General features: G+C 68.8%; 12 protein-coding genes, 3 pseudogenes and 1 riboswitch. Of the genes and pseudogenes, 8 read left to right on the top strand and 7 right to left on the bottom strand.

Features of this window, described 5'->3' with window-relative positions; all coding sequences use genetic code 11:
* Positions 1-42: 42 nt before the first annotated feature.
* On the top strand, positions 43-1,968 hold the full coding sequence (locus KILIM_RS02110) for a TnsB C-terminal domain-containing protein (RefSeq protein ID WP_006590960.1): 1,926 nt from the start codon (positions 43-45) through the stop codon (positions 1,966-1,968).
* An 81-nt stretch (positions 1,969-2,049) separates the two neighbouring features.
* Positions 2,050-3,324 (top strand): HAD-IIA family hydrolase, encoded by a 1,275-nt coding sequence (locus tag KILIM_RS02105; RefSeq protein ID WP_218880179.1) that lies wholly within the window; start codon positions 2,050-2,052, stop codon positions 3,322-3,324.
* Between the two features lie 371 nt (positions 3,325-3,695).
* Here the strand turns inward: KILIM_RS02105 and KILIM_RS24830 are convergent.
* The 4 genes and pseudogenes from KILIM_RS24830 to thiM all read right to left on the bottom strand — a co-directional run.
* A pseudogene (locus KILIM_RS24830) lies at positions 3,696-3,983 on the bottom strand (thiaminase II/PqqC family protein); the annotation flags it as partial.
* 250 nt (positions 3,984-4,233) lie between these two features.
* Complete coding sequence (thiD, locus tag KILIM_RS02095; protein WP_006590957.1) at positions 4,234-5,079, bottom strand: bifunctional hydroxymethylpyrimidine kinase/phosphomethylpyrimidine kinase; 846 nt, start codon at positions 5,077-5,079, stop codon at positions 4,234-4,236.
* Entirely contained in the window at positions 5,076-5,723 is a 648-nt protein-coding gene (gene thiE / locus KILIM_RS02090; RefSeq protein WP_006590956.1) for a thiamine phosphate synthase, read from the bottom strand. The genes thiD and thiE overlap by 4 nt, the downstream gene beginning before the upstream one ends.
* A pseudogene (gene thiM / locus KILIM_RS02085) lies at positions 5,720-6,567 on the bottom strand (hydroxyethylthiazole kinase). Before thiM ends, thiE begins: the two are co-directional and overlap by 4 nt.
* Positions 6,559-6,655: riboswitch (TPP riboswitch) on the bottom strand. It overlaps the preceding pseudogene by 9 nt.
* Positions 6,656-6,970: 315 nt before the next feature.
* On the opposite strand from thiM, the gene KILIM_RS02080 reads away from it, so the two are divergent.
* The 4 genes and pseudogenes from KILIM_RS02080 to KILIM_RS02065 all read left to right on the top strand — a co-directional run bounded on the left by KILIM_RS02080 (position 6,971) and on the right by KILIM_RS02065 (position 10,592).
* Positions 6,971-7,567 carry a recombinase family protein gene (locus KILIM_RS02080; RefSeq protein ID WP_006590953.1) on the top strand — a complete coding sequence of 199 codons (597 nt, stop codon included), beginning with the start codon at positions 6,971-6,973 and terminating at the stop codon, positions 7,565-7,567.
* A gap of 58 nt (positions 7,568-7,625) precedes the next feature.
* Positions 7,626-8,972, top strand: coding sequence for a TnsB C-terminal domain-containing protein (locus KILIM_RS02075; protein ID WP_006590952.1), 1,347 nt, complete (start codon positions 7,626-7,628; stop codon positions 8,970-8,972).
* Positions 8,973-9,032: 60 nt separating this feature from the next.
* A pseudogene (locus tag KILIM_RS02070) lies at positions 9,033-9,837 on the top strand (AAA family ATPase).
* A gap of 185 nt (positions 9,838-10,022) precedes the next feature.
* On the top strand, positions 10,023-10,592 hold the full coding sequence (locus KILIM_RS02065) for a recombinase family protein (RefSeq protein ID WP_006590950.1): 570 nt from the start codon (positions 10,023-10,025) through the stop codon (positions 10,590-10,592).
* 160 nt (positions 10,593-10,752) lie between these two features.
* Here KILIM_RS02065 and KILIM_RS02060 read toward each other — a convergent pair whose 3' ends face one another.
* Positions 10,753-11,994 (bottom strand): IS256 family transposase, encoded by a 1,242-nt coding sequence (locus KILIM_RS02060; protein ID WP_006590949.1) that lies wholly within the window; start codon positions 11,992-11,994, stop codon positions 10,753-10,755.
* A gap of 448 nt (positions 11,995-12,442) precedes the next feature.
* Positions 12,443-15,517: an excinuclease ABC subunit UvrA gene (gene uvrA / locus KILIM_RS02055; protein WP_006590948.1), complete on the bottom strand. Its 3,075-nt coding sequence runs from the start codon at positions 15,515-15,517 to the stop codon at positions 12,443-12,445.
* Positions 15,518-15,681: 164 nt separating this feature from the next.
* Here uvrA and KILIM_RS02050 point away from each other — a divergent pair, with 164 nt between their 5' ends.
* Together KILIM_RS02050 and KILIM_RS02045 are read left to right on the top strand one after the other, a co-directional pair.
* Positions 15,682-16,341, top strand: coding sequence for an MBL fold metallo-hydrolase (locus KILIM_RS02050; protein ID WP_006590947.1), 660 nt, complete (start codon positions 15,682-15,684; stop codon positions 16,339-16,341).
* Entirely contained in the window at positions 16,320-17,237 is a 918-nt protein-coding gene (locus KILIM_RS02045) for an EamA family transporter (RefSeq protein WP_051988594.1), read from the top strand. The genes KILIM_RS02050 and KILIM_RS02045 overlap by 22 nt, the downstream gene beginning before the upstream one ends.
* 81 nt (positions 17,238-17,318) lie before the next feature.
* On the opposite strand, the gene KILIM_RS02040 is transcribed toward KILIM_RS02045, so the two are convergent.
* Positions 17,319-18,317, bottom strand: coding sequence for a TerC family protein (locus tag KILIM_RS02040; RefSeq protein ID WP_006590945.1), 999 nt, complete (start codon positions 18,315-18,317; stop codon positions 17,319-17,321).
* Between the last annotated feature and the right edge of the window lie 178 nt (positions 18,318-18,495).

Raw genomic sequence — 18,495 nt, 5'->3', positions numbered from 1 at the left:
TCCGTACCCGTGTGCACGGTCGGCTCGTTGTTCCATAGTCCTATGCACGACGACGCAGTCGATGATGACGTGGTTCCTGAGCGTGGTCTGTTGACCGTCTCCGATGAGGTGTGGGCGCTGGCGGTCCATCGGGCCGAGGTGATCGGCCCGCTGGCCGACGCCGGAACGGTGGGCGGAGATGCGGTGGAGGCCGCAGCCAACCAGCTGGGCATCTCCCGGCGGCAGGTCTATGTCTTGCTGCATCGGTGGCGCGAGGGCCAGGGCGTGGTCTCGGACCTGATCCCGGGTCGTTCCAGCGGCGGCCGCGGCGGCCAGCGGCTGTCGGCCGCGGTTGAGGCGGTGATCCGGGAGGTGCTGGGCAAGCATTACCTGACCCGGCAGCGGAAAAAGACCGCGGCAGTCCACCGGGAGATCATGCGGACGTGCCGGACTCGGGGCCTGCCCGTTCCCTCACGCGGAGTGATCATGCGTCGCATCGCCGCCCTGGACCCACGCGCCGGGACAGTGGCCCGCGAGGGGCGAGACGCGGCTCGGCCACTGGAGTCAGCAGGTGGGCGGGTGCCACCGGTGTCCGGCGTGCTGGAGCAGGTCCAGATCGATCACACCGTGGTGGACCTGATCGTGGTCGATGAGCGGCACCGTCTGCCGATCGGGCGGCCGTACGTGACGGTCGCGATCGACGTCTTCTCCCGGTCCATCGTGGGTCTGGTGATCACTCTGGAGGCGCCCTCGGCATTGTCGGTCGGGCTGTGTCTGGCGCACATGGTCACCGACAAGCGGGCCTGGGTCGAGCGCCTCGGCATCGAGGTGGACTGGCCGATGGCCGGCAAGCCGGGCGAGCTGTTTATGGACAACGCCGCGGAGTTCAAGAGCGAGGCCCTGCGGCGAGGCTGCCAGGAGCACGGGATCACGTTGCGCTACCGGCCCCCGGGTCGCCCGCACTACGGCGGCATCGTCGAGCGGGTGATCGGCACACTGATGGAGATGATCCATGAGCTGCCCGGTACGACGTTCTCCAACCCGGCACAGCGCGGCGACTACGACTCCGAGGCCAAGGCCGTCCTGACGGTCGCGGAGCTGGAGAAGTGGCTGGCGCTGGCGGTGGCGAGCTATCACGGGCAGGTCCACAGCACCATCGGGCAGACCCCGCAGGCTCGCTGGGCCGCCGGTACTGCCAAGACGCCGGTGGTGACGGTGGCCAATGAGACGGCGTTCCTGGTGGATTTCCTTCCGGTGTTCCGCAGGACGCTGACCCGCACCGGGTTCGTCATCGACCACGTGCACTACTTCAGCGACGCGCTCAAGCCGTGGATTGCCCGCCGCAACCGACTGGACCGGTTCGTCATCCGGCGCGACCCCCGCGACTTCAGCCGCATCTGGGTCCTGGATCCCGAGGGTGCGTCCTATCTGTCGGTGCCGTACCGGACGCTGTCGCATCCGGCGGTGAGCGTGTGGGAGCATCGCGCCGCAGTGGAGCGGCTCCGGGCCGAGGGGCGGGCGCAGGTCGACGAGGAGGCGCTGTTTCGGATGGTTGAGCAGATGCGTACCATCACCGACACCGCGGGGTCCATCACGCGCAAGGCCCGCCGCGATGCCGAACGTCGCAGCAACGCGGGCGCTGCGGCCTCACGGGCGAAACCCGCCGCCGCGAAAGCCCGGTACCAACGTCGGTGCCCTCTGCAAGGAACTCGGCATCACCCGCCAGACCCTCTACCGCCACGTCTCACCCACCGGCGAACTCCGCGAGGACGGACGCAAGCTCCTGGCCAAGGACCGCAGCAAGGTAGCCAGGTAACCTCTGTTGTCCGGAACCTACGAACGTCAATGAGCGGGGTACGTTCCCGCGACTCTCGCACGCCCGCGGGGGGACTTCCACCGCTCAGCTACTTCGTGTCGGGTCGGTTAGGATTGTGGGCGAGCCGGGAGAAGGCAGCTAGGGTTCCGCCCCAGCCGGCTGGGGGTCTGTGACCGAGCGCTGCAGCTTCCGCCGAACAGGCGGGAGGGCACCTATTGGCACAAAATGCCCGAGGGGGATGGCTCAGCGCCAGCATGCGCGCTGACTGTCCCTTGACCTCGGAGGTTGTTGTGCTCGTTGACCAGTTCGATGTTTTTCTGCTTGATCTTGACGGCGTGGTTTACGTCGGAGACACCTTGCTTTCCGGCGTGACCGAAGCCTTGGCCAGCCTGCGGAGTCGGGGCCGGGTGGTCCGGTTCGTGACCAACGATCCCCGCCCGTCCCGCAAAGACGTCGTCCACCGTCTGGGCCGCCTGGGCGTGAGGGCCACCGTCGAGGAGATCGTATCTTCCGGGTGGGCTACGGCGTGCTGGCTGCGCCAGCAGGGCATTACCCGCGCCTATGTGGTGGGCAGTGATGGCCTCCGCGGCGAACTCGCGGCCCAAGGCGTGGAATCCGTGGAGGGGTCTGGGGCCGAGGCGGTGGTGGTCGGTTGCGACGAGACGGTGACCTACCGGGACCTCGCCCAGGCCACCGCCCTCCTGCGTACCGGCGTGCCGTTCGTGGCCACGAACGTGGACGCCACGTTCCCCACAGCGAGCGGCCCGTGGCCGGCCACCGGCGCGGTCGTCGCAGCGATCCAGACCGCCAGTGGGCGCCGACCGGTCGTGGTGGGCAAGCCGGGACCGGAGATGTTCCGCCTGGCCCAGCGCGGGCTCCCTGCTACGACGAGAGTGGTGGTCGTGGGGGACACCCCGGCTACGGACGTCGTCGGGGCGCACTGCGCGGGCCTGCCGGCGATCCTCGTCGCTCCCGCGACGCCGAGCAGCGGCCGTCGGCAGTGTGATCCCACCGTTGCGGAGGCCACGGTCACGGGCCTGGCCGGGCTGTTTGATCCGGCCCTTGACATCGGCCCGATGCGCCCGTCGCCGTACCCGTGGCCGGACGAGGTGCGGGCGGGTGTGGCCGCGGTGGTCTTCGACGAGGCCGGGCGCGTGCTACTGGGGCGCAGGCTGGACAACGGGCTGTGGGGACTGCCTTCGGGACACGTCGAGGTGGGCGAGACTGCCGCCCAGGCGGCGGTGCGGGAGGTCGCCGAAGAGACCGGCTTGCAGGTGCAAGTGCAGCGGCTGGTGGGGGTGTACTCGGACCCCGCCTCGCAGGTTTTCGCCTATCCCGACGGGAGAGTGACCCAGTTCGTCACCACCACCTTCGCCTGCCTCCCGCGCGGCGGTCAGATGCACCCTGATGGTGTGGAGACCTCACAGGCGGGTTTCTTCTCCCCGGATGAGCTTCCGGCACCGTTGCTCCCCATGCACCCGCGGTGGCTCACCGACGCCCTCTCAGGCGACACAGGACTCATCGACTGATAGGACGCATCCCCTTCGGGGCGCATGGTGTCAAAAGCGCTGGCGCTTCTCGTGCGGAGCACCGGCCTGAGCGCGCCGTTTACCTTGATCAACCCCGGGTCCGGTCTCCCACCGTCCGAGCAACACCACCGGACGGTAGGAGTCTCCAGGGCGGCGACCAGCTCTCGAAAGATCATGATGAGCGCGCGCCCAAGGGCGCACCGACCAATGACCTCAGATGGGCCAGGTCTCCTGCCGGTGGGCGGCGTCCCAGAACATCCACTCGTACTGGGTGGCGCGGTGGAACGCGGTGTGCATGCGCGCCAGTGTGCCGGGCTGGCCTGGTCGGCGAGGTGGTCCACGATGTCCCGGGCGGTGTCGGTGGCGGCGGTGAAGTCTGGATCGCCGTAGGTGGCGATCCAGTCCCCGTACGGGTGCGTGCTCAGGTCACCGACGGCGGCCTTCAAACGGGTGCCGACGTCGTCGTAGACCCAGAAGCACGGCAGGATGCCGGCCGCGAGGACCGGGTAGTTTCCCGCTGTCGCGAGGCTCAGCAGGTAGGAGGTGTAGGCAACCGTGGTCGGTGAGGGCTCGGCGGCGGTGAGGTCGGTGACGTGGGTGGCGTGCAGCTGCCGCTCGACCTCGACCACCTCCCGCGCGGCCTGCGCCCAGAATGCCATTTCCTCCGACGCCTGGGCCTGAGCGGCGGCCGCGGCCAGGACCCGGCCGTATCGGCCAGGTAGAGCGCGTCCTGGGCGAGGTAGTGCCGGAACGTCTCTTCCGCCAGGGTCGCGTCGCTCAGCTGGTGCAACAAGGGCAGCGCGTCGATCGCCTCGCGGACCCTGGCCGTGCGATGCCACGCCACGGTGCTGAACACGCCAGTGTCGTCGTGGTCGCGAATCGTCTCGGGCATGGAGGTGTGTGGGCTGGTCATCGGTCGCTGTCCTTCCAGTCGTTCTCGTCTTTCCAGATGTCGTGGCAGTGGTGCACGGGGCCGGGTCCGTGGCCGATGTGGAGCGCGTCGGCGGCCCGCAGGGTGCCGGTGAGCCAAGTCTTGGCCTGGCGGGTGGCCTCTAGCAGGGACCCGGTGCGCGGGGCGAGTGCGGCGATCGCGGAGGACAGGGCGCACCCGGTGCCGTGGGTGTTGACCGTGGCTACCCGCGGGCCGGTCAGCAGCTGCTCGCCCGCGTCGTCGAGCCACAGGTCGGTGGCGTGTGCGTCGCCGCCGAGGTGGCCCCCCTTGACCAGCACCCGCGCGGCGCCCAGCTCCCGGAGCGCGATGGCCTGGGCGCGCATGGTGTCGAGGTCTTCGGCGGGGTCGGCGTCGAGCAGCACGGCGGCCTCGGGGACGTTCGGCGTGATGAGGGAGACGTACGGCAGGAGTTGGCGCATCGGCTCGACGGCGTCCTCGGCCAGCAGCCGGGAACCGGCGGTGGACACCATGACGGGGTCGAGGACCACAACCGGCACCGCGTCGGAGCGCTTGTCGAGGAAGGCGAGGACGGTCTCGATGGTGGCCGCGGAGGCGAGCATCCCGATCTTGGCGGCGTCAACCGCCACGTCGTCTACGAGGGTGTCCAACTGGGCGCGGACGAAGTCCGCGGGGACGACGTGGACACCGGTGACTCCCTGGGTGGACTGGGCGGTCAGTGAGGTGAGCACCGCGGTGCCGTAGGCACCCAGTGCGGAGAAGGTCTTGAGGTCGCCTTGAATACCGGCCCCGCCGGAGGGATCGGAGCCGGCGATCGTCAGCGCGATCGGTGGGCGGGGGTTCACGGTTGCCCGTCCCACGCGGCCCGCAGGCTCGCGGCCGCCACGGCTGGTTCCTCCGCGGCGCACACCGTCGAGACGACCGCCACGCCGGCGGCGCCGCTGTGGCGCAGCATGCCGGTGCGTTTCGTGGTGATGCCGCCGATGGCGACGACCGGCCACGGGCTCGCGGCGGCCACCGCAGCCACCCCGCCCGGGCCGATCGGAGTGCCGTGGTCAGGCTTGGTCGCCGTCGGCCACACCGGTCCAACGCCGAGGTAGTCCAAGACGCCGTCACCGAGCCCGCGTGCTGTGCGAACCTGCTCGATCGTGCTGACCGACAGCCCGACCATGGCGTCCGGCCCGAGCAACTGCCGGGCCTGAGCAGGCGGCATGTCGCGCTGACCGACGTGGACGCCGTCGGCGCCGATGTCCTGAACGAGGTGGACCCGGTCATCGATAATCAGCGGCACCCCGGTCCCCGCCAGCACCTCGCGGACCGCCACGCCGAGGGCGACGAAGTGGGCGTCGGTGGCGCCCGGGTCACGCAACTGCACCACGGTGACTCCGCCCGCGACCGCAGCCTGCACGGTCGCGGGCACCCCCCGTGGGCCGCACAAACCGGTGTCGGTGACCAGGTAGAGGCTGAGGTTCACCGGTCGGCGGGTCACCGGAGCACCACCTTCTCGGTCAGCTCCTGCGGGTTGAGGGTGGCGAGAGAGTCCAGCAGCGCAACGGCGAAGCTCCCCGGCCCGGCGGCACGCTCGGCCGCGACCTCGGCGGCCACGGTGTACGTCGCGGTCGCGGCCGTGGCGGCCAGGAGCGGGTCGTCGGTGGTGGCGGCGAAGGCAGCCATGAGCGCGCCCAGCGCGCACCCACCGCCAGTGACCTGGGTCAACCATCGATGGCCGTTGGCCACCCGCACCAGCCGGGTGCCGTCGGTGAGGTGGTCGACCTCCCCGGAGACCGCGACGATGGTGCCGTGCTCCCGGGCCAGCGCCCGGCCGGCGTCGAGGGCATCCTCGGCGGCGTCGACGCTCTCCGGACCCCGCCCACCGCTGCCCCCACCGGCGAAGCGAGAATCTCTGAGGGGTTGCCACGGACGAGTGCCGGGGAGGCGTGGGCGAGTGCCGGGGAGGCGTGGGCGAGCAGGTCGACGACAACCCGGCTGCGCCAGGCGAGCCCACCCACCCCGACCGGGTCGAGCACCCACGGGGTGCCGGCCGCCGCGGCGGCACTGACCGCGCCGTGCATCGCAGCCACCGTCGCCTCTTGGGGCGTGCCGAGGTTGACCAGGACCCCGTCGGCGACGGCGGCGAACGGCCCGGCTTCCTCCGGGTTGTCCACCATCGACGGACTGGCGCCGACCGCGAGCAGGACGTTCGCTGTCCACTGAGCGACGACGACGTTGGTCAGGCACTGCACCAGCGGGGCATGCCCGCGCATCGCAGCCAAGGCCTCGCCCACAGCGGCAGCATCGAGTGGGACAGTAGGGACGGAAGAAGGTGCCGACATCGGCGACGTTCCCTTCGCTAGTACGAACTAGATCAGGTTCAACGGGTGTGATCTCAGCCGTACCAGCACGGCACCCCGCGTCATTCACCAGCTTAACATCCGCACCGTTCCCAGCACCGTGCCCTCGCTTCAGCGATCGCAAAAGGGTCGCGCCTCGGACCGTCCGGGCGTGCTGTCACCAGTGCCCGGCTGCGCTACGGCGTTCCTTGGCCGCCGCAGCCCTCACCATGGCGCCTCACCAGACAACGGCTGCGCAACCTTAAAATGTGCAGTCGACTTCGGACACTCGTGCAGTGGACTTCGAAAACTGACAGAGGAACGGCGGCACGCCTGGCGGGCTGTCCCGTAAGACCCGTCCGGTGAACTGTCCGGTGAAGGGAGGCTATATGACACACTGGGGAGCATGTCCCCCTTGAAGGTCGGCTATGCCCGAGTCTCCACCGACGAGCAGGACCTGACCGCGCAGCGTGACGGACTCGCGGCGTTCGGCGTCGATCCCAAGCGCATCTACGTCGATCACGGGCTCACGGGCCGCAACGCCGACCGTGAGGGCCTGCGGCAGGCGCTGGCTGCCTGTCGGGACGGCGATACGTTCGTGGTCACCAAGCTCGATCGGCTGGCGCGTTCAGTCCGTGATGCCCACCAGATCGCCGACGACCTCGCGGCGCGGGAAGTGAAGCTGAGCATCGCCGGATCGGTGTACGACCCGACCGACCCGATGGGGAAACTGTTGTTCAACGTGCTGGCGATGGTCGCCGAGTTCGAAGCCGACCTCATCCGTGCCCGCACCCGCGAGGGGATGAAGGTCGCCAAGGCCAAGGGCCGGCTGCGCGGGAAGTCACCGAAACTCACCCCCCGGCAAGAAGCTCACCTCGTCCAGCTACATGCTGCCGACGAGCACACCGTGGGCGAGCTGGCCGAGCTGTTCAGCGTGGGCCGCTCCACGGTCTACCGCGCCCTTCAGCGCGCCGAGCGCGGGCGCGAGAACGTCGTGCAGTAGGTGCGTCGTGGACGCTCGAGCGCGGTGGCGAATCCTCAGGCTCCACGTCGAGGACCAGGTGCCCCTCGCGCGCTTAGCTCGCGAGACCGATGTAGGGCTGTGGACCCTGGAGCGCTGGCACGCCCGCTACCGCGCCGACGGCTACGCCGGACTGGAGACAGCCTCACGGGCGGACGCCGGCTCCCGCCGCCTTCCGCCCGACCTCGTCGACCTGATCGAGGGCCTGGCACTGAGCAAGCCGCGGCCGGCCATCGCCACGATCCATCGCAAAGTCACGGGCATCTGCGCCGCCCGGAGGTGGCCGGTCCCCTCCTACTCGGTGGTGTGGGACATCGTGCGGACCCTGGATCCCGGCATGGTCACCCTCGCCCTGGAGGGCGCAGCGTCCTACCGCGACAAGCACGAGCTGGTGCTACGCCGGCAAGCAGAGCTGCCCAACGCGATGTGGCAATCCGATCACACCATGCTCGACATCCTGGTGGTGGGCACCGACGGCAAGCCCGCACGGCCATGGCTAACAACGATCCTCGACGACTGCTCCCGGGCGGTCTGCGGCTACACAGTCTTCCTGGGCGCACCGTCGGCGATGAACACCGCCCTGGCGCTGCGCCAAGCGATCTGGCACAAGACCGACCCGGCCTGGCCGATGTGCGGCCTGCCCGACGTGCTCTACGTCGACCACGGCAGCGACTTCACCAGTGACCAGCTCGCCCACACCGCCGTCGACCTCCACATCCGACTGATCCACTCCACCGTCGCCCGACCCCAGGGACGGGGCAAGATCGAGCGGTTCTTCGGCACCATCAACACCGAGCTACTCGCCACCCTGCCCGGACTCATCACCGAAGGGCACCCCTGGCCGACACCGAAACTGTCCCTGGCCGCCCTCGATAGCGCCCTGGAGGCGTTCGTGGCCACCTACAACGACCGCACGCACAGCGAGCTCGGAACCTCCCCGCGCAGCGCGTGGATCGCCGATGGCTGGCTGCCCCGAATGCCCGAGAGCCTGGAAGACCTCGACAGACTGCTGTTAACCGTCGCCAAGACCCGCGTCGTGCGCCGCGATGGCATCCGCTTCCAGGGCCTGCGCTACGTCTCGCCAACTCTGGCCGGCTACGTCGGACGCTCGGTCGTGATCCGCTACGACCCCCGCGACATCACCGAGATCCGCGTCTTCGATCACGACGAATTCGTCTGCAAGGCCGTCAACCAAGAGCACCACGACCAGAAGGTCAGCCTCAAGGAGATCCAGGCCGCGCGCAACGCCCGCCGCCGGGCGCTGCGAGCCGGCATCAACGAACGCATCGCCCTCGTGGCCGCACCTACCGAGACGCCACGGATCACCGAAGCACCGGCTCCGGCGCCGAGGTCGGCGTTGAAGATCTACAAGGAGGACCTCAGGTGAGCCAGCGCTTCATCGTCACCAAGGAGCACCGCCGCTTCACCGAGTTCGCCCCAGCGCTTCATCGTCACCAAGGAGCACCGCCGCTTCACCGAGTTCGCCGACGCCGTGCGCCGCGGGCACACCATCGGTTTGTGCTTCGGATCAGCCGGCGTAGGAAAGACACTCTCCGCACGCCGCTACGCACACTACGAGAAGGCTCATGACCTGCTGACCTACTGGGGGCCGCGCTCCGACAACGACGCCAAGATCTACGCCGCCTTGAACCGGAGCCGCACCGTGCTCTACACCCCCAGCGTGCTGACCACCCCGCGGACCCTGAAGGACGAGCTGACCCAAGCCATCACCCGCACCAAACATGTGCATCGAGCAGCACCTCGTACCTCCCGGCACGGCCACTCCCGAGGCCTGGGGATGGCGACACGGCAGGAACTACGTGGAGCTGATCATCGTCGACGAGGCCGAACGACTGCGTCCCGCCGCGCTGGAACTGCTGCGCGATCGCTACGACCGCGACGGCATCGCCCTGATCCTGATCGGCATGCCCGGCCTGGAGAAGCAGTTCAGCCACTACCCCCAGTTCTACAGCCGAGTCGGCTTCGCCCACCAGTACCGGCCCCTGGGACAAGACGAACTGCTGTTCGTCCTCGAGCGACACTGGCGATCCCTCGGCAAGACCCTCGACCCCGACGACTTCACCGACGCCCAAGCCATCGCAGCCATCGCACGGATCACCCGCGGCAACTTCCGGCTCCTCGAACGCCTCTTCCCCCAGATCCAGCGGGTCCTGAAGATCAACGAACTCGACACCATCACCAACGACGTCATCGAAGCCGCACAGAGCACCCTGGTCATCGGTGTCACCTGACCCCGCCACGAAGCGACCGAAGAACCCCGCCATTCAGCAGACGAAGTCACAGTACACCCCAACGCCACAGAGCAGCCGGCCACCAAGCAGCGTCAAGATAGAGTCCGTTCGCCGGTTCCTTGACGCTAGTCGGGTGGGTTCATAGAGTCCAACCTGACACATAGGGTCGGGAAGGGCGGGCGGCGATGCGAGTTGGGTACCTCAGGGCCAGCAGCACCGATCAGAACACCGTTCGCCAGCTCGACGGCATCGAGGTCGAGCGCATCTTCGAGGACAAGGTCTCGGGCAAGGACGCCGACCGTCCGAAGCTGGCCGAGATGCTGGCCTTCGTCCGCGACGGCGACACCGTGGTCGTGCACTCGATGGACCGGCTCGCGCGCAACCTCGACGACCTTCGCCGGATCGTGCGAGCCCTGACCGCCCGGGGCGTGCGCGTCGAGTTCGTCAAGGAGAGCCTCACCTTCACCGGTGAGGACTCGCCGATGGCCACGCTGTTGCTGTCAGTGATGGGCGCGTTCGCCGAGTTCGAACGCGCGCTGATCCTGGAGCGCCAGCGCGAGGGCATCGCCGCAGCCAAGCAGCGCGGCGTCTACACCGGCCGAAAGCCCGCCCTGAACGCCGAACAGGCCGCGGACCTGCGTGAACGCGCCGCCGCGGGTGAGCAGAAGTCGGCGCTGGCCAAGGAGTTCGGCATCAGCCGCGAGACCGTCTACACCTACTTGAGGCCCCCAGCAACGGGGCCGAGCACCCGCTGAGCGGACAGCCCGAATTCGGCCGCATCGTCCACAGTAGCCCGCTTGCCGGTGGTGGCACACGTTCCGGCTCGGGACAGCGTCAGGAGTACCGAGCCGTGACGCAGGGCGGTCAAGTCCGCTTGGGTGGTGTACGAGGTTGATCCCTCGGTTGGGGTGTTGGTCAGGCTGTGAGGGCCTGGATTTCGGGTTCGTTCACCTCCTCCATGACGGTGTCCAGGGCCTGGGCTCGGGTGAGGATATCCAGGCCGAGGTAGCGGCGGCCTTCGGCCCATTCGTCGTGCTGTTCGGCAAGGACGGCGCCGACGAGGCGGATGATGCTGGCGCGGTCGGGGAAGATGCCGACCACGTCGGTGCGGCGGCGGATCTCGCGGTTGAGACGCTCGTTGGGGTTGTTCGACCAGATCTGGCGCCAGATCTCCTTAGGGAAGGCGGTGAAGGCCAGGATGTCTGCGCGGGCGTCCTGGAGGTGATCGGCCACGGTGGGCAGCTTGGTGGCCAGGGCCTCGATGACGCGGTCGAACTGGGCGTGTACCGCCTGGGCGTCGGGTTGGTCGTAGATCGAGTGCAGCAGCGCCTTGACCCACCCCCAGGAGGACTTCGGGGTGGCCGCCATGAGGTTGGCGGCGTAGTGGGTGCGACAGCGCTGCCAGGCCGCCCCGGGCAACGTGGCCCCGATCGCGGTGACCAGGCCGGCGTGGGCATCGGAGGTGACGAGCTTGACCCCGCTCAACCCGCGGGCGCTCAGGTCGCGGAAGAACGCGAGCCAGCCGGCGCCGTCCTCACTTGAGGTGACCTGCACACCGAGGATCTCGCGGTGTCCGTCGGCGTTGACGCCGGTGGCGACCAGCACGTGCACCGGAACGACTCGGCCGCCTTCGCGGACCTTGAGCACCAGGGCGTCAGCGGCCACGAAGGTGAACGGCCCGGCCGCGGCCAGGCGCCGGGTGCGGAACTGCTGCACGTGCTCGTCGAGGTCCTTGGCCATCACCGAGACCTGGGACTTCGACAATCCGGTGATCCCCAGGGCTTGCACCAGTTTGTCCATCCTGCGGGTGGAGACCCCGAGCAGGTAGCAGGTCGCTACCACGCTGGTCAGCGCCCGCTCGGTTCGCTTTCGGCGTTCCAGCAGCCAGTCCGGGTACAGCGAACCGGTGCGCAGCTTGGGTACGGCCACGTCCAGGGTGCCCATGCGGGTGTCCAGGTCCCGGTGGCGGTAGCCGTTGAGGGAGTTGACCCGCTCGGGACTGCGTTCGCCGTAGCCGGCGCCGCACACCGCGTCGGCCTGAGCGCCCAACAGGGCGTTGACGAACGTGTTCAGCAAATCCCGCATCAGGTCGGGACTGGCCTGGTCCAGCTGCTCGCGCAGGAAGTGCTCGGGGTCGATACTGGGTACAGCGGTCATCGGTGTGTCCTTCTTCGAGTCGGTTGTGAGAGATCACTCGAAGGATCCACCCGGTGACCGCGCCCACGTCGTAGGCGCGCTCACTCAGGTCCGTCGTACACCACTCTGCGGGACTCCACTCGCAGGGCAGACGTAATCGCCTCGCGCATACCCCACCTTGCCCCCTCGGAAGCACCGGACCGACTACTCCTGTCGCCCTGCTGATGAGCGCGCCCTGGCTGTTGAACGGCGTGGTGCCGAACCTCACACGTGCGGGTCCGCCTCGACACCGGCCAACTCGAGGTCACGCCGGCCGGACAGATCGTCCCGGGCGAGCCGGAGGCGGCGCTGCGCATCGCGGTCGTCCACACCACGAGCCGCTGCTCGAGGCGGTCGGCCCAGCACCCGCCTAGCGTTCAATCCTGTTCCGATCCTCCTCGACCCCGGAGTCGGCCCCGGCGCGTCGCGATCAGCGGCTGGACGCGGTGGCGGCCCGTTTGCTCGCGGTGCGCTTGCTCGCCGCGCGGCGCCGTCCCGCGGCCGGGGCGGCGGGGGCCGGAACGGTCTTGGCCCGGGCGACCGTCGGCACGTGCTCGCTGCGGGCCAGTGCGTTGGCGAGAAACCGCCCGGTGTGGCTCGCCGGGTTGGCGGCCACCTGCTCCGGAGTGCCTGTGGCGACGACCTCGCCACCCTTGTTGCCGCCGTCGGGCCCGAGGTCGATGACCCAGTCGGCGCTCTTGATGACATCGAGGTTGTGCTCGATGACGATGACCGTGTTGCCCTTGTCGACCAGCCCTTGCAACACCCCGAGCAACTTGCGGATGTCTTCGAAGTGCAGGCCGGTGGTCGGCTCGTCGAGCACGTAGATCGTGCGACCGGTGCTGCGCTTTTGCAGTTCGGCGGCCAGCTTCACGCGTTGCGCCTCGCCGCCCGACAGCGTGGGGGCCGGCTGACCGAGCCGCACGTAGCCCAGGCCGACGTCGTTGAGGGTGCTCAGGTGCCGGGCGATGGCGGGCACCGCGGCGAAGAACTCCGTGGCCTCCTCGATCGGCATGTCGAGTACCTCGGCGATCGTCTTGCCCTTGAAGTGCACCTCGAGCGTCTCGCGGTTGTACCGGGCGCCGTGGCACACCTCGCAGGGCACGTAGACATCGGGCAGGAAGTTCATCTCGATCTTGATCGTGCCGTCACCGGAGCAGTTGTCACAGCGACCGCCCTTGACGTTGAACGAGAATCGCCCGGGCATGTACCCGCGGATCTTGGCCTCGGTGGTCTCGGCGAACAGCTTGCGGATGTTGTCGAAGACGCCGGTGTACGTCGCCGGGTTGGAGCGGGGGGTGCGCCCGATCGGACTCTGGTCGACGTGCACCACCTTGTCGAGATGCTCGAGCCCGGTGACGTTCTTGTGCCGGCCGGGCACGTGCCGGGCACCGTTGAGTTTGTTGGCGAGCACGTTGTAGAGGATGTCGTTGACGAGCGTCGACTTGCCGGAGCCGGAGACTCCCGTGACCGCCACGAACGCGCCGAGGGGAAAGTCGACGGTGACGTTCTGCAGGTTGTTCTGGCGGGCGCCGGTGACGCGTACCTGCCGCTCCCGGCTGGTACCACGGCGCTTGGCCGGCAGTTCGATCTGGCGCCGACCGGAGAGGTAGGCCCCGGTGACCGACGCCTCGTGCTCGGCCAGCCCCGCGACGGGCCCGGAGTAGACGACCTGGCCGCCGTGCTCTCCCGCGCCGGGGCCGATGTCGACGGCCCAGTCGGCCTCCGCGATGGTGTCTTCGTCGTGCTCGACGACGATGAGGGTGTTGCCCAGGTCGCGCAGCCTCGTCAGGGTCGTGATGAGCCGCCGGTTGTCGCGCTGGTGCAAACCGATGGACGGCTCGTCGAGCACGTACAGCACTCCGACGAGCCCGGAGCCGATCTGCGTGGCCAACCGGATGCGTTGCGCCTCTCCCCCGGAGAGGGTGGCGGCCGGGCGGTCGAGGGAGAGGTAGTCCAGACCCACGTCGAGCAGGAACCCCAGTCGCGACTGGATCTCTTTGAGCACGCGCGCCGCGATCTGCGCCTCCCGGGTGCTCAGCTCCACCGAGTCCAGGAAGGCCGCGCAGTCGGTGATCGACATGCGGGACACGGCGGCGATGCTGCGACCGCCGATGAGGACCGACAAGGCCTCCGGCTTGAGCCGATCGCCGTGGCAGACGGGGCACGGCACCTGCCGCATGTACCCCTCGTAGCGCTCGCGCGACCACTCCGACTCCGTCTCGTTGTGGCGGCGCCGCACGAACGATACGGCGCCCTCGAAGCCGGTGGAGTAGGAGCGTTCCCGCCCGAACCGGTTGCGGTAGCGCACCTGCACCTTGTGGTTGCGCCCGTGCAGCAGCGCCTCTTTGGCACGCGCCGGGAGCGAGTCCCACGACTGATCGAGGGAGAACTTCTGGTCTTCCCCCAGCGCCCCGATGACCCGCACGAAGTAGTCCGAGAGGGCACCGTTCTGCACCCAGGGGGCGATCGCGCCCTCCCGCAGGGTGCGATCGGGATCGGGGACGACGAGCTCGGGATCGACCTCCAACTCGGTGCCGATGCCGGTGCACGCCGGGCAGGCACCGAACGGGGAGTTGAACGAAAAGGTGCGCGGCTCGATCTCGTCGATGGACAACGGATGGTCGTTGGGGCAGGCCATGCGCTCAGAGAACCGCCGCTCCTTGGGTAGCCCCTCGGGGCTCGTCTGCCCTGGCTCGACGTCGACGAGGTCGATGAGCAGCACCCCGCCGGCCAGCCCCAGGGCGGTCTCGACGGAGTCGGTGAGGCGCCGCTTGACGCCGGGATCGTCGCCCTTGGCGACCAGCCGGTCGACGACGACCTCGATGGTGTGCTTGCGTTGCTTCTCCAGCGTGGGCGGCTCGGTCAGCGACACGACCGCGCCGTCGACGCGGGCCCGCGAGAAGCCCTTGGTCTGCAGCTCGGCGAACAGGTCGACGTACTCGCCCTTGCGGCCCCGCACCACGGGCGCGAGCACCTGGAAGCGGGTGCGTTCGGGGAGCTCCATGAGCCGATCGACGATCTGCTGCGGGGATTGGCGGGTGATCGGCTCGCCGCACACCGGGCAGTGCGGGCGGCCCGCGCGGGCGTAGAGCAACCGCAGGTAGTCGTAGACCTCGGTGATGGTGCCGACCGTCGAGCGCGGATTGCGGTTGGTCGACTTCTGGTCGATGGAGACGGCGGGCGACAGGCCCTCGATGAAGTCGACGTCGGGCTTGTCCATCTGCCCGAGGAACTGCCGTGCGTAGGCGGACAGCGACTCGACGTACCGCCGCTGCCCCTCGGCGAAGATCGTGTCGAACGCCAGCGACGACTTGCCCGACCCCGACAGGCCCGTGAACACGACGAGCGCGTCGCGGGGAATGTCGATCGAGACATCCTTGAGGTTGTGTTCGCGCGCACCCCGCACGAGCAACCGGTCGTGCGCCGGGCGCCCGGCGTCGCGGCGGGCTACGTCGGCGGTCGAGATCGGCGAGTCGGTCGTCTGTTCTGGCACGTCGGCCATGCTATGTCGCAGCACCGACAAGGTTCGCCACTCGGGCGCGGCCTGCGCCGATCGCACGCGACGCTGGGTCGTACCGCATCCCACCGCGCGGACCCTCGAGGGGATGCGAAAGACTGGTGGGCGCGCGAGCAGAACGACATCGGTATCGAGGTAGGAGCATCGACATGGGTTACACCGGCGAGGTGTCCGTGGGTGGACGCAGCGACGTGCGGGAGCTCGACGGGTTGACGATCCGCAAGTGCAGCGTCGGCGAGATGGACAACAACGCCTACTTGCTGACCTGCACGGCCACCGACGAGCAACTGCTGATCGACGCCGCCGACGACGCCGAGCGGCTGCGCGAGCTGATCGCGGAGGGGTCGGGGCGGTTGCACGCCGTGGCCACCACCCACCAGCACTGGGACCACCATCGGGCGCTGCGCGCGGTGGTGGAGGCGACGCACGCCACGACGTACGCGGGTGCGCCGGACGCGCCCGAGCTGCCGGTGGCGGTCGATGAGACGGTGGAGCAGGGCGACGTCATCTCCTTCGGCGCCGTCGACCTGGACATCGTCCGGCTCACCGGTCACACCCCCGGCTCGATCGCGCTGGCCTACACCGAGCCCGGCGGGCGCGTGCATCTGTTCACCGGCGACAGCCTGTTTCCCGGTGGCCCGGGCAAGACGAATTCGCCGGAGGACTTCGAGCGCCTGCTGGGCGACCTGACCGACCGCGTCTTCGAGGTCTACGGCGACGACACCTGGGTGTACCCGGGGCACGGCAACGACACCACGCTCGGCGCCGAGCGTCCCCAGCTCACGGAATGGCGCGAACGGGGTTGGTAACGCTCCCCTCCCGCGCCAAGGGCGCGGCACCCTCGCCGGTGCTGCTGGTCCTCCTGGCGATCCTGTCGGTGCAGTTCGGCGGGGCCATGGCGGCCACCCTGCTCCCCCTCATCGGGGTCACCGGGTCGGTCACGCTGCGATTGGTGTTGGCGGTCGCGCTGCTGCTGCTGTTCGCGCGCCCTCGGGTGCGCGGCTACACCCGCTCCGACTGGATCACGGTCATCTCGTTCGGCGTCTCCCTGGCCGCGATGAACACGGCGTTCTACGCCTCCCTGACCCGCCTGCCGATCGGGGTGGCGGTGACCATCGAGTTCGTCGGGCCGCTGCTGCTGGCCGCCACCCTGTCGCGCCGCCTGCGCGACTTTCTCGCCGTCCTCGTTGCCGCCGTGGGGGTGCTCCTCATCAGCGAGGTGCTCAATTCCTCGGCCGACACGGTCGACCCCATCGGTGTGCTGCTGGCGCTGACCGCGGGAGCCGCCTGGGCCGCGTACATCCTGCTGTCGGCGCGCGCCGGGCAACGCTTTCCCCGGCTCGACGGGCTGACCCTGGCCATGATCGTCGCCGCCGTGCTCGTGGCGCCGTTCGGGGTCGCGACCGCCGGCGCCGCCCTCGTCTCCCCCGAGGCGCTACTCAAGGGACTGGGGATCGCGCTGCTGTCGTCGGTGCTGCCCTACTCGCTCGAGTTGCTGGCCCTGCGCCGGCTCGCCGCCCGCATCTTCGGCATCCTGCTCAGCCTCGAACCGGCCGTCGCCGCGCTCGCCGGGTTCGTCGTGCTGGGGCAGCTGCTCTCCCCCGTTCAGCTCGTCGGGATCGCCTGTGTGGTCCTCGCCTCGGTGGCGGTGACCCGCACCGGCCCACCGCCCAGCCGCCACGAGGGCGCAGCCGAAGTCGGCTGACCAACGCACCTCGGCCGCTCCCGGGCTGGCGCTGTTGACGCCGGGTTTATCCGAGAGCGGCCGGGCCGTACTGCGGTGGGATCAGGAGTGGTGCGCCTTCTGCTGGTCGTGGCGGCTCTTGAGCAGGCTGGCGACGGTCGTGACGCCCAGGATGAGGATGATCGCGGTCAGCGACATCCAGATCGGGATCTCGGGGATGCCGTGGATCGGCTGACCACCGTTGATGAACGGCAGGTTGTTTTCGTGCAGGGCGTGCAGGATCAGCTTGACGCCGATGAACGCCAGCAGCACGGAGAGGCCGAGGCTCAGGTACACGAGCTTCTTGAGCAGTCCACCGATGAGGAAGTAAAGCTGACGCAGGCCCATGAGCGCGAAGATGTTGGCGGTCAGCACAATGAACGGTTCGCGGGTCAGGCCGTAGATGGCCGGGATCGAGTCGAGGGCGAACATGAGGTCGGTCGAGCCCAGCGCCAGGATGACGACGAACATCGGCGTGATGAGCTTCTTGCCGTCGACCTTGGCGAACAGTTTGGTGCCGTACTCCCACGACTGGGTGGCGGGGAAGCGTGACTCGACGAACTTCAGCAGGCGGTTCTCCTCGAACTCGTCGTCATGATCATCGCCCATGCCTTCCTTGGCGAGCTTGACGGCGGTGTAGATGAGGAACGCGCCGAACAGGTAGAACACCCAGGCGAACTGGTTGATGAGCACGGCGCCGACGGCGATGAAGATCGCGCGCAAGACCAGCGCGATGATGATGCCGATGAGCAGCGCCGTCTGCTGGTACTTCTCGGGCACCCCGAACTTCGCCATGATGATGATGAAGACGAAGAGATTGTCGATCGACAACGAGTACTCGGTGAGCCAGCCGGCGAAGAACTGCCCGCCGTAGGTCCAGCCGGAGAGGACCCCGATACCGATACCGAAGAGGATCGCGCCACCCACGATGAACGCTAGGTACTGCGCGCACTCCCGCATCGACGGCACGTGCGGTCGCCGGGCGACCATGTAGACGTCGAACGCGAGGACGGACATGGTCACCGTCAAAGTGACGATCCATACCCAAAGGGGAACGTTCATGCGGGTGTGGGCCTTCCGGACACGATGTGGCCAGAGGTCTCTCCCACCCGCGTGCGGGTCGGCTCCCCGGGGCCGGGACGCTGCTCGTTGAACAGTGACTCGGTCCGTGATGACGAGGCAGCCGTGTCGGGATACTCCCCTCCGTGGACTGCCACATCTTGGCAGATGGACGACCTCG

Source organism: Kineosphaera limosa NBRC 100340, from assembly GCF_000298215.1.
GTDB lineage: Bacteria > Actinomycetota > Actinomycetes > Actinomycetales > Dermatophilaceae > Kineosphaera > Kineosphaera limosa.
The sequence above is the reverse complement of the archived record's forward strand: the minus strand, read 5'-3'. Positions and strand labels throughout refer to the sequence as shown.